At 40.6% G+C, this 12,574-nt stretch carries 12 protein-coding genes and 5 tRNA genes; all 17 read right to left on the bottom strand.

The annotated features are described in order from the left end of the window. Positions 1–21 precede the first annotated feature (21 nt). Positions 22–555: a transcription termination/antitermination protein NusG gene (gene nusG, locus AS4_RS01255; protein ID WP_004718486.1), complete on the bottom strand. Its 534-nt coding sequence runs from the start codon at positions 553–555 to the stop codon at positions 22–24. A 7-nt stretch (positions 556–562) separates the two neighbouring features. After that, on the bottom strand, positions 563–1,003 hold the full coding sequence (gene secE, locus AS4_RS01250) for a preprotein translocase subunit SecE (protein WP_004718489.1): 441 nt from the start codon (positions 1,001–1,003) through the stop codon (positions 563–565). 74 nt (positions 1,004–1,077) lie between these two features. Further along, positions 1,078–1,153: transfer RNA gene (locus AS4_RS01245), tRNA-Trp, on the bottom strand. A 50-nt stretch (positions 1,154–1,203) separates the two neighbouring features. After that, positions 1,204–2,394, bottom strand: coding sequence for an elongation factor Tu (tuf, locus tag AS4_RS01240; RefSeq protein ID WP_004723653.1), 1,191 nt, complete (start codon positions 2,392–2,394; stop codon positions 1,204–1,206). A gap of 144 nt (positions 2,395–2,538) precedes the next feature. Continuing rightward, positions 2,539–2,613 (bottom strand) — tRNA-Thr (locus AS4_RS01235). A gap of 11 nt (positions 2,614–2,624) precedes the next feature. Continuing rightward, a tRNA-Gly gene (locus AS4_RS01230) sits at positions 2,625–2,700 on the bottom strand. A 33-nt stretch (positions 2,701–2,733) separates the two neighbouring features. Beyond that, positions 2,734–2,817 (bottom strand) — tRNA-Tyr (locus AS4_RS01225). 53 nt (positions 2,818–2,870) lie between these two features. Continuing rightward, a tRNA-Thr gene (locus AS4_RS01220) sits at positions 2,871–2,946 on the bottom strand. 98 nt (positions 2,947–3,044) lie between these two features. Beyond that, positions 3,045–4,538, bottom strand: a complete 1,494-nt coding sequence (trpE, locus tag AS4_RS01215; RefSeq protein ID WP_034617660.1) for an anthranilate synthase component I — start codon at positions 4,536–4,538, stop codon at positions 3,045–3,047. A 130-nt stretch (positions 4,539–4,668) separates the two neighbouring features. After that, positions 4,669–5,337 (bottom strand): HAD-IA family hydrolase, encoded by a 669-nt coding sequence (locus AS4_RS01210; protein ID WP_096732682.1) that lies wholly within the window; start codon positions 5,335–5,337, stop codon positions 4,669–4,671. A gap of 94 nt (positions 5,338–5,431) precedes the next feature. Next, positions 5,432–6,154: an FHA domain-containing protein gene (locus tag AS4_RS01205; RefSeq protein ID WP_096732680.1), complete on the bottom strand. Its 723-nt coding sequence runs from the start codon at positions 6,152–6,154 to the stop codon at positions 5,432–5,434. 184 nt (positions 6,155–6,338) lie between these two features. Next, the gene (gspD, locus tag AS4_RS01200; protein ID WP_096732678.1) at positions 6,339–8,588 is read right to left on the bottom strand and encodes a type II secretion system secretin GspD; all 2,250 of its coding nucleotides are present in this window, start codon (positions 8,586–8,588) and stop codon (positions 6,339–6,341) included. Between the two features lie 41 nt (positions 8,589–8,629). Then, positions 8,630–9,475, bottom strand: coding sequence for a type II secretion system protein N (locus tag AS4_RS01195; protein WP_004818497.1), 846 nt, complete (start codon positions 9,473–9,475; stop codon positions 8,630–8,632). Beyond that, positions 9,475–10,218, bottom strand: a complete 744-nt coding sequence (gene gspN / locus AS4_RS01190; protein WP_004818496.1) for a type II secretion system protein N — start codon at positions 10,216–10,218, stop codon at positions 9,475–9,477. The genes AS4_RS01195 and gspN overlap by 1 nt, the downstream gene beginning before the upstream one ends. Positions 10,219–10,381: 163 nt before the next feature. Continuing rightward, positions 10,382–10,708, bottom strand: a complete 327-nt coding sequence (locus AS4_RS01185) for an H-NS histone family protein (protein ID WP_004718506.1) — start codon at positions 10,706–10,708, stop codon at positions 10,382–10,384. 225 nt (positions 10,709–10,933) lie between these two features. Further along, positions 10,934–11,371, bottom strand: coding sequence for an acyl-CoA thioesterase (locus tag AS4_RS01180; RefSeq protein ID WP_034617650.1), 438 nt, complete (start codon positions 11,369–11,371; stop codon positions 10,934–10,936). Positions 11,372–11,380: 9 nt separating this feature from the next. After that, positions 11,381–12,574, bottom strand: coding sequence for a YfgM family protein (locus AS4_RS01175; protein WP_096732676.1), 1,194 nt, complete (start codon positions 12,572–12,574; stop codon positions 11,381–11,383).

Raw genomic sequence — 12,574 nt, 5'->3', positions numbered from 1 at the left:
GGCGCTTTCAAATAATGCAAATTAAATTGTTTTTTCGACTTGGCGAAATTCCAATTCAACTTGAGTTGGTCGATTAAATACATTAATCGTCAACGTTAAACGTGATTTTTCGTACTGAACTTCTTCCACCACACCTTTAAAGTCTGTGAATGGACCGTCAGTAACAAGTAATTCTTCACCCGGCTCAAACATCGTCTTAGGACGAGGTGCTTCACCTTTATTGTGTACACGTGCAAGAATCGCATCAGCTTCTTTTTGCGTAATTGGTGCTGGCTTTTCAGCTGTACCACCGATGAAACCTAATACTTTTGGACATTCTTTAACAATGTGCCAAGTTTCATCATTCATTTCCATTTCAACTAACACATAGCCAGGAAAGAATTTACGCTCTGATTTACGCTTCTTACCATCCTTCATCTCTACCACTTCTTCGGTAGGAACAAGGACTTCACCAAAACTATCAGCAACAGCGCTACGCTGGATTCGATCATTAAGTGAACGCATCACTTGTTTTTCATAACCTGAATAGGCATGAATAATGTACCAACGTTTCATAGCTCTCTTACCCGATAATAAACTTCATAAACCAACCGATGATATAGTCAAAACACCACAAAATAATTGCGGCAACTACAACAACGAGGAGAACTTGCCATGAAGTGGTTACTGTTTCATGTTTCGTAGGCCATGTAACTCGACGCAATTCGATACGAGAGTCTTTAAGCAAACGAACAAAGCCTTTGCCTTGATGGGTGGCGTATAATAAACCTAAAGCTACGATGATACAAGCTAAAATTACCCCAATACGCACCCAGACACTATTTGCAGGTGCCCAATACGCTGGAAGATATTGATTTGTCATCAACGCACCGCCAAATAAAGCCAATGCTATGATCCACAAAATAAAATCAAATGGAGAACTTGTCTTCACCATTTCAGCAGAATTGTTGCTTTGAGGAATTGCCGCGCCGCCCATTGCGTCACGTGATTTATCATTCGACATTTTTGTACTCGTCGTAGGTTTCGCGACTTATTATATGACCAGTTTAGCCGACATCAAGTTTTTTATTTAAAAAATGGCAGGTCAGGAGGGACTCGAACCCCCAACATTCGGTTTTGGAGACCGACGCTCTACCAATTGAACTACTGACCTATAAACAAACCGAGAGCCTAAACTCTCGGTTAGAACAAACATATTAGCGGTTATGCAGTTACTTTAGCAACTACACCAGCACCAACTGTACGACCACCTTCACGGATCGCAAAACGTAGACCTGGGTCCATTGCGATTGGGTGAATTAGTTCTACTGACATTTCAACGTTGTCACCTGGCATAACCATTTCAACGCCGTCTTGCAATTGGATTGCGCCAGTTACGTCAGTTGTACGGAAGTAGAACTGTGGACGGTAACCGTTAAGGAACGGAGTATGACGACCACCTTCTTCTTTAGAAAGTACATATACTTCTGCGTCGAATTTAGTGTGCGGCTTGATTGTACCTGGTTTAGCAAGTACTTGACCACGTTGTACGTCTTCACGCTTAGTACCACGTAAAAGAACACCACAGTTCTCGCCCGCACGACCTTCGTCAAGAAGTTTACGGAACATTTCTACGCCAGTTACAGTTGTTTTAACTGTATCTTTGATACCAACGATTTCAACTTCTTCGCCGACTTTAACGATACCAGATTCTACACGACCTGTTACCACTGTACCACGACCAGAAATAGAGAATACATCTTCGATTGGCATCAAGAATGCTTTATCGATAGCACGTTCTGGTTCTGGAATATAAGAATCAAGCGCTTCAACAAGTGAAAGTACAGCTGATTCGCCATATTGACCAGCATCACCATTAAGTGCAGCAAGTGCTGAACCACGGATGATAGGAGTGTCATCACCTGGGAAGTCATAAGTAGAAAGAAGTTCACGAACTTCCATTTCTACTAATTCAAGTAATTCTTCATCATCAACAAGGTCACACTTGTTAAGGAATACAAGAATATAAGGTACACCTACTTGGCGAGAAAGAAGGATGTGTTCACGAGTCTGTGGCATTGGACCATCAGTCGCAGCACATACAAGGATCGCACCGTCCATCTGAGCAGCACCAGTGATCATGTTTTTAACATAATCGGCGTGACCTGGGCAGTCTACGTGAGCGTAGTGACGAATTGGAGAATCGTATTCTACGTGTGAAGTATTAATTGTAATACCACGTGCTTTTTCTTCTGGTGCAGAATCGATTGCTGCGTAGTCTTTAGCTTCACCGCCGTAAGTTTTTGCACAAATTGTTGCAATTGCAGCAGTTAAAGTTGTTTTACCATGGTCAACGTGACCAATTGTACCCACGTTTACGTGTGGCTTATTACGTTCAAACTTAGCCTTAGCCATTTGCTCTTCCTCGTTTATGTCGAACACGAGTTAAACAACTCAGCATCGACAATCGTCTAAAAAACTAGACACCTAATACTTGAAAAGCAGACTAATAAGCCTGCTTTTGAGAAACTGGTGTAGAATAATCTACCAAATTGTATCTGGAGCTCTTATCGAGATTTGAACTCGAGACCTCTCCCTTACCAAGGGAGTGCTCTACCACTGAGCTATAAGAGCATCATCTTCGATGGAGCGGGAGACGAGGGTCGAACTCGCGACATGTAGCTTGGAAGGCTACCGCTCTACCAACTGAGCTACTCCCGCTTAATGTTGGTAATTAACCACTTATCGAAGTAATGGTGGTGAGAGAAGGATTCGAACCTTCGAAACTTTCGTGGCAGAGTTACAGTCTGCTCCCTTTGACCGCTCGGGAATCTCACCTTTACACTTACTTTCAGTGTCGTTCTTCAACATTATAACACAAAACCTTAAGATGGTGCCGGCACACGGATTCGAACTGTGGACCTACTGATTACAAGTCAGTTGCTCTACCAACTGAGCTATGCCGGCGTTTCTTAGTGTTTCGTACGTTTCGTATCGGAACGGTGTGCAGTTTAGCAAAACTCAGAATCCTTGCAAGTGTTTTTTGCAAAAAAAACCTCAAAAACTCATAAAATCAATCCGTTTGACGATAATTCAACCGCTTTGATCACTGCGCGAGCTTTTATTTGGGTTTCATTCCACTCTGATTCAGGATTTGAGTCGACAACCAAGCCTGCACCAGCCTGTACATAGACCTTATTTTCACGAATAACACAGGTTCTGATCGCAATCGACATGTCCATTTCGCCATGCCAGCCCAAATAACCCACTGCACCACCAAAAATCCCACGTTTTACCGGCTCAACTTCGTCAATAATTTCCATTGCACGAATCTTTGGGGCACCTGAAAGCGTGCCTGCTGGAAAAGTTGCCTTAAAAACATCCAAAGCATCGACATCATCCAACACTTCACCTTGTACATTGGAAACAATATGCATGACATGTGAATAACGCTCGATCACCATTTGATCAGTCACTTGCACTTTACCGATTTTCGAGACACGCCCCACATCATTACGGCCTAAATCAATCAGCATTAAATGCTCCGCAATCTCTTTTTCATCGGAAAGCAAATCTTTTTCAAGCGCCAAATCTTCTTCTTTGGTTTTTCCTCGTGGACGTGTACCTGCAAGCGGACGTACAGTCGCGATCCCATTTTCGAGTCGAGAAAGAATTTCCGGCGAAGAACCTACGATATGGAACGGCTTTTGATCTAAAAGGGTCTGGCCTTGCACCAAAAATAAATACGGTGATGGATTGAGATGTCGTAATGCGCGATAAACCTGTAAAGGCTCACCATCAAAATCCGACACCATACGATGCCCAGGAACAACCTGCATCACATCACCAGCACGGATATATTCTTTAACTTTCTCAATTGACTCAAGGAATTTGTCATGCCCAGTCAGTGACTCAAAATGCGGAGCGGTATGTTTTTTAGCAACCAAGCTGATTGGCATAGCCAATAATGCCTCAATCTCATCCAGCTGTTGCTGAGCCTTGGCATAAGCCTCTGTATCATTAACATCTGCATGTACGATTAAAAACAAAGTATCTTTTAAGTTATCAAATACAATGACGGTTTTAGACAACATCATCCATAAGTCTGGCAGTCCAACGGGATCCGCCTCAGGCACATTCTTTAACCGTGGCTCAATATAACGTACTGCGTCATAGCCAAAGTAACCCACCAAGCCGCCAGTAAAATTAGGCAGCGCGGGTAAATCTTGCTGGGTGGGTACTTTAAACTGCGCTTGAAAATCACGGATATATTGAAAGGGATCTGTACATGGCTGGGTATCTATCGAGCCATCTACCGATTTGATCGTGAGCTGTCCTGCATTACAGGAAAACACGATTGATTCACCCAGTCCAATAATTGAATATCTTGCCCAGTTTTCGCCACCTTCGACAGATTCAAAAAGATAAGCTTGTTGATGCTGTTTTAAACGTGCAAATACAGACAATGGCGTATCTGTATCGGCTAAGCGTTGGCGATATACAGGGATAAGGTTATAACCCGCTGATTTTAGTTGTTCAAATTGCGCTAAGGTTGTCATCAGGAATTCTCTCTATTTTCGATAATACTAAGTATGGATGTCTCTGCATTTCACTTAGTGACGCCATCGAAAAGTGCGTTTGCTATTCATTCCTCTTCCCTTTTTTCGCAACAATTTAAATATACCAGTGTTAAGCCAAAAGCTCTGTTAAATCATCCACCACTTGTTGTGGCTGACAGAGTTGAATATCTTCACCGTGATTATAACCATAGCTGACCACAATACAATCAACCTCTGCACGGCGTGCAGCCTCGACATCATTACTTGAATCGCCAATCATCAAGGTTTTGTCCGTTGATGACTGATAAGTTTCAACACAATACAACAATGGTTTTGGATGAGGTTTGCGCACTTCAAAACGATCACCACCTATTACATCGACAAAATAGTGATCCATTTGCAATTCTTCTAGAATTTTTCGTGCAGGCTGTTCTGGTTTATTGGTCACACAAATCAATTTCTTATTGTTTTCAATTCCCCACTCTAAAAATTCTAAAATTCCAGAGAATGGTTTGGTATCAACACAAGGCTCTGCATTGTAAATTTCCAAGAATGTATCCAAAAGCTGTTTATGCAGTACTGGATCCACTTCACCTTTTAAATACTTCAATGTACTTTCACAAAATAATGAGGTGCCTTTACCAATCCAAACCCGAACCTGTTGTTCAGTGACTTGGGCTAAGTTCAAACGCGCTAGACTTAAATTCATGGCACGATATAAATCAAATGCTGAATCAACCAAGGTCCCATCCAAATCAAATAAAATCAGTTCACGTTGGTCTAGCTTTGCCACATTCATGATTTACACCTAAATCGAGTTTTAATTTTTAAAAACGAAAATACAAAAAACAAAGGCATGCGATTGCATGCCTTGAGTGTAGCGCATTCGCAAATTATTTAAACAATAGCCATGCAATAATTGCCAAAATGATCAAAATCACCAGTGTTGCCAAACCTAACTTTGCATTTTTCTGGGTTTCGACATGTTCTTCTGCAACAATCTCAGGTGCTTTGACCTGCTCTACTTTTGGTTGTGTCGCTGCATAAATATCCACACCTTCTGGAATTGGCGCAGGTTTAGGGATTGCTACACCAGACGGCATACCTTCACGGTTGATTTGCACACTGCTATCTCGTTCTGAAAGCTCAGGCATGCCCTGTTCATTCATCTGGTCTGCCACTGTACGTTCTACCGGGGTAGTTTGCTTAATTTCAGCAGTCGCCACAGCCTCAGCAGGTTGTTGAACTGGCGTTTCTACTGGAGCTACAACGGGTTGAACTTCAACCTCAGGCGCTGCCTGTTCAGTTTGCAAAACAACAGGTTTCACCGGTGCAAGCACATTAAATTTAACACTGGCAAATTGAACAATATCACCATCCATCAACATTTTATCTTGATCGATACGGATATCATTCACAAAGGTACCATTGGATGACTTTAGATCTTGAACCCAAAGTGCATCTTCTTTTAATAAGAATGCAGCATGGCGACGTGAAATTTCCGCAGCTTGTAATAACAGGTCTGCATCTTGATGGCGTCCAACCAGCATATCACGGTCAATCGTGACTTCCTGCCCTTCTAACTCACCTGTAATTGCTTGTAATTTCCAAGTCATGATTATCTTCCCATTCTAATTCAAGTCTATCTTAGCATGACATTTCTACAGTGCTAAATCAGCGTAAAACCAAGCTTTATGTTGTCCACGCCACGACAGAACACACCACAATACTTTAACAAGCTATTTTAAATATCAAATAAAGCATGCGATTAGAAGCACTTGTTACGCGAAGCCCACAATGCTACTGCTTACGGATATCATTTGGTTCCTCTGCAACTGGTGTGGTCACCGCATTGCCTTGTACTGCATTTGTCTTGGCACCTGTAGGCACTTTTTGATACTGACTTGATGGTTGTGCTGTCGGTTGCGGTTGTACTAGTTTAGGCTGCGAACTTGGTGTGGAGCTAATTGGCAGTCGTTGCTGAAAAACATCATCCACATTGGCTGGAAGTTTGGCAAAGTTACCATCTTTATCCATCGCCAATTGCAGACTATACAGCTGATCATAACGTTGTTGAGATACACGGCGTATATCTGCATTATCACCAATTATCGTTGGGTGGATAAACACCAATAAGTTACGTTTAGCATTTGATTTGCCTTCCGCTCTAAATAAACGGCCTAAGCCCGGGATATCACCCAAGAATGGTATAGATTGGCGTGTATGAGCTGTATCATCTGAAATCAATCCGCCCAACACCACGGTTTGCCCATGATCTGCAAGCACAGAGGTCTTGATAGAGCGTTTACTGGTGACCAAATCCGTTGCCTGTCCTTTATTTTCAGCAACTGCAGAGACTTCTTGTTCTACTTCTAAACGAATCGAACCGCCCTCACCAATATGCGGAATTACCTTTAAGGTCACCCCCACATCCTTACGTTCAATTGAGGTATATGGATTGACGGTACCCCCTGTCCCAGTACTGACTGAGCCTGTAACAAATGGAACGTTTTGCCCAACGACAATATATGCTTCTTCATTATCCATTGTGACAATCGATGGCGTAGATAATAAATTTGACTTGGTATTGGCTTTTAAAGCCTGAATCACTGCACCATATAGTCTACGTGAACCATCAGCACCTTCTTTATAATCTCCTAAAACAAGAGAGGCACCTGGACCGACAGCACCACCTAAACCAGCCGCACCACCTGATAGATAGCCTGCTGCCAATTTAGCTAAACTTGTACCCACTTTATCAAAGTTAATTAAACCCACACCACTACTTAGATCACCCATTGCCCATTGCACACCGAGTTGATCAGTATCATTACCCTCAACCTCAATAATCGTCGCTTCAATCAACACTTGTTGACGACGGACATCGAGCTGTTGGATGGCAGCCTCTATTTCGCGCATCAGTTGTGGCTCAGCTTTAACCACCAACGCATTTTGAGCACCATCTGCAATAATGCTCACACCATTGGCATTAAAACTGGTGATATTATTTTGATTATTGTTATTTGAGTTGCTGTTTAAATTAATTGCTGGTGTTGAAATACTACTTCCAGTGCTTGAGCCGGTATTCGATGATGAATTGCTATTATTGTTAAAACTGTTGCTATTGCTGTTATTAGAACTACTATTAGAAGAATTATTTGAACTAGAATTGACTGCCTGACCTGTGACTAAGCCTTGTAAAATTTCAGATAAATTCTTTGCACTGGCATATTTTAATTTAAAGACTTTAAGACCACCTAAACGATCCGCAGATGGTACATCCAACATTTCAATCATATTGCGGATACGTTTACGCGTACCTGTATCCCCTTTAATCAAAATACGATTGGTCCGTGCGTCAGCAATAATACGAACCCGTGCCCCAGCAAAGTCTTTCGATGCACCTGTCGAACTCATGGCATCCAATTGCTTAATGATCTCTTCAGCTTGACTCTGTTGTAAAGGAACAGCTTCAATATCATTTTGCCCAGTACCATCCAAGTTGCGAATAATGGTTTCAAGTTGATAAATATTCGCTGCACGATCAGACACAATTAACGCATTGGTGCCTTGTATGGCCGCCAAATGCGCAAATTGTGGCATTAAAGGACGTAATGCTGGGATCAAATCATTGGGGTTGGTATTTTCCAACCAGATCACCCGTGTTACCACCTGATCACCACGTGCATTATTGCGTGGGTCATAAGGTACACCCGAGTTTTTTACATTACTGTCTGGTACCAAGCGAATGGTATTCCCCGATGGAATAGCCACCACACCATTGACATTCAGCACCCCTAAAAATAGGTCATAAACTTCATTTTTATTTAGAGGTTTATTTGAAATAACCGTGACATTGCCACGTACACGGGGATCGACCGCAAAATTTTTGCCCGTAATATCTGCAACTTCGTTGATAAAAGCCGTGAGATCAGCATCGCGTAAGTTAATTTTCCACGTCTGTGCATGTGCTGCTGTACTGACCGCAACCATCATTGGTGCCGCTGCAACTAAAGCCCAAAGTGGTCGATTGTGATTCAAAAAAGCCATAACTTATTATCTATCCTAATTTTATTTGTAGTCCTAGCCACTTACAAACTTTGCTGAATGGTCATCACCTGATCACCACGCTTAATTTCAATTTTTACTTTGCCATCACGCTTTGCTTGTTCTAGCAGCTGAACATCACTCTGTCCTTGACCTACTGATTGTCCATTGAGTGAAAGAATACGATCTCCAGATCTTAATCCCAGTTTATTTCGGAGCGCTGCGGGGGTCTGATCTGTCACTTCATAGCCTTGACCGCCACTTGCGTTAACCCCCATGTTCTTTAGGTATTCGTCCCGATTTTCATTCATCTTCTCAATCGCCTGCCCTAAAGCATTTTGGCTTGAATTTTGTTGTGGCGATGGCACAGGATTACTTGCTGGCGGGCTGGTATTTTGATCTGTAGATTGCCCTGGCATAGGCTGATACAAACTATCCAGCCCGGTAAAACGTAACTCTTTACTGTTATTTCCATTTTGACTTAAAACAATATGATCCCAATATACTTCGGATAACTGATAACTGGTACCCTCAATTGGATCACCCACCGCATAACGATCTGCTGTTTCTTTGACTTTAATCACCGCTGAAGAGAAACGCGCAGGATAACTCACGACTACACCTTGCAAGACCATCGGAATACTGTCATCTGCAGTCGCACTAGAACCCACTTCCTCAAACAATGAAAAGCTTGAAATATTGGGCACTTGGATTTGTTGTGAACCTAGACTCACTTGCTCTGGTTGCATGACTTGTGGCGGTGCAACCACCCACCAAAAAATCGAAGCCAGTTTCCAGCACAATGCTAAAATTAAAAGAAATAAAACAACAGGTGCAAGGTGCTCTGTTTTTTTCCAAGAAATATTTTCAAAGCGTTCTTTTATATTCATTAGAAACCACCTTGAATGAGTGGTTGTCTAGAACTAATCACAAAAGTATCTAAACCAGCCTTTCCGTCATAGGAAGGTACATTGAGTAACATGCGTTGGGTTAATTGCACATCTAACATCATGGTTGGATCTATGCTGATATTGGCCATCTTCTGGCTACGTTGATCTTGTATATCCAAAATCAGTTTACCCGCCTCATCTTTAAGTTGTGCATTTAAAGACGGGATATTCATTTGATCTTGACGCTGTCCAAAAGTATAACGAAGCTCACCACCACCCCAATGCAATTGACCATCTACATCACTAAATCCGGTGTCTTTTTTAAAACGTAGGGTCATATCTGAAATTTGAATTGCATTCGCTGGCCACTGCCAATTTGCAATATTCTTTAAAGTTTCTGGTGCAATCTGACCTTGCATCTGATTAATAATTATTTTTTTACCAAGACCATAGCCGACAACCCCATTGAGCTGAGTTTGCCCACTATGCACTTCAACATTTGCGCCCACACGTAATAGAATCAGATCCCACGGGCGTGTTCTCCACGAAACGGAACCACGTAAATTACCCTTACGCCAATCTGCTTGCCCTTGCCAAATATTTCCACTGACATTTTGTAAGGTTTGATTGTTCTTATAAAATTTAGAAATCAGCCATGTTGCAGGGACTTGCAAAAGTACAAAAATTAAAAAAGCGACAACTCCAGTAATCCACCACGTGATCTGTTTTGATTTTTTATTCATTCATCTTTACCATCATTCATTTATTCTTCCATGCAAGATGATGCCCTCTTGTTTATACATTATGCATAATTTTTGCATAACGCCAATTCACTCGTATAAAAAAACCAAGCAGATTTGCTTGGTTCTTTGATTTTAAGGTCTTTGAATGACACTTAGATGAAGATTAGATCAAGAAATCTTCTAATTTTGCACCTTTTTCGATTTCTGCAACCAACCAACGTGGTTGTTTACCGCGTCCAGTCCAAGTTTCAGAAGTATCTTTTTTATTGCGGTAACGCGGCTCAACAGCTTTACGCGTTGTCTTTTTACGCTTTTGCGCGCCGTATTCAATAAACTGTTCTAAAGTTAAACCAGCAGATTGCGCAATTTCAATAATTTTATTATAGGCATCTTCAACTGCTTGGTCTTTTTTACTTTCAATTAAAGCTTCTGCTTCAGCTGTTAACTTTCTTAACTCTTCAACCGATAAATTACTAATATCAGGCATCATTAACTCTCCACGTAAATTTCTTAATACTTATTTAAAATAACTTCATAGCAATAGTATTTTCATTTATTCCAATAAGCAATACATATATTCCCCAATAAACACATAAAACAACAAAAAGATTATTATAATTACCTCAAAGCGCTTATTTTTAACATCAAAATAAAGCGAATGCAAAAGAATATGCTGTCTTATGTTTTAAATATAATGATGATAACTGAGACATTTTTATGTATTTTTCAAATCATTATGCACTGTAGCTTCTAAATCAATTATAATTTTTCGCAACTGTTGAGGAATTAATGCTTTTTTCATCGCTACTTTATCGACAAAAACAATAACTGCTTCTCCGTCCGCCACAATCTGCTGTTGTTGCTGACTGAATAATACATAATGCATGCGTATAGCACTATTTCTCATTTCTTCTACCCGCGCACCAATATGTAGCACATCAGGATAAAATACAGGTTTTAAATATTTGCATTGACTTGAGGCAACCACAGTTAAAACATCTTGGTCAAATACATTTAAACGATCAAAATATTCAATACGTGCACTCTCAATATAACGATAATACATCACATTATTTACATGACCAAAAGCGTCCATATCGCCCCATGCAACCTTTTGCTCATAAACGATCGGGAATTGTGTCAATGGATTCATGCTGGGTTCTCAAATTTTAAATTGAATATAATTGCTATCTTTTTCAAAAATTGAATTCAATTGTTGAATTAATTCATCATTTCCATTTAAAGTGGACTTGATTCTTAAATAATTCATTAGAATATCATTTGGATATAATGACAGAAGTTGATCTGCTTCATATTCCCGCTGTGTTGCAATATATATATGCCATTTAGCAAAGCAAAAAACAGGAATGTTCATATATTTAGATTCAAGATTTATAATCTGTTGCTCTAAATACTCATAATCTGGATTCTGTCTAAGCAACTGTTGCTGGAACCACAAGTGGAATACATCTTGGTCAAATTTTTCATTAAGTATTTGAATCACCAGCTGCTGTTGTTGCTGAGCAAGTTCAGGTAAGCGGGTAATAATTTTTAGCCAAAGCACTTTTGTCTCATAAGGCATTTGATCGAGTTGCGGCTCTATCTCTAAAAATTTTTGCTGTAATAGTTCAGTATCTTCAAAACTTGCTTGGTCATAACAACCTAAAAGCTGTATTAACCACTGCTGTTTAGTCGCCGTTTCTAATTGTCCAAATTGAGTTGAGTGTAAATATTGCCACGGATATTGCAGGGCAAATTGTCCCCATAATTTTTGCACGGACAATTTATAACTTTCTGAAAGTTGATTCAGCCACGGCGAAAGCTCATGTCCATTTAAAAACTCTAAATGGGTCAGCGCCTGTTGACTGTCCTGTTGGGCCAAATAAATTTCGATACGTAAAATTTCCGCCAATTCAAAAGCGGATGGAGAGCTGTGTTCTAAAGCGTTTAATGCTTCTGAATAATGCAGTTGTTTGAGTAATAATCGGGATTGCACAATCGGCTTTAATAAACCCGATTGATCAAAAATCGTTTGAATCACCTGCTCTTGTTCATCTTCACCATCTAATAACCACAACACACCAAACTGTTCAAATGGATGCAACGTGCTAAAACTCAGTACTTGTTCTAATTTTCTTTTTTCTTGGCGAATATAGCGATTGAGGAAATACCATGCCACATGCATCAAAAAACTGATGCCAACGCCAGCAAATGTTAAGAACCACAAATTGGTTTGAATTTGAATATTGTGCCAGAGCACATAGACATAACCTGACCCTGCGGTATAACTCAATACACTCAGTACAGCCAGAATAATCAGGCTAATAAAGGCATAGATCAGAAAAATATGTTTCAT

This window comes from Acinetobacter guillouiae (genome assembly GCF_002370525.2).
GTDB classification, from domain to species: domain Bacteria; phylum Pseudomonadota; class Gammaproteobacteria; order Pseudomonadales; family Moraxellaceae; genus Acinetobacter; species Acinetobacter guillouiae.
This window is presented reverse-complemented; position numbering and strand designations above follow the sequence as displayed.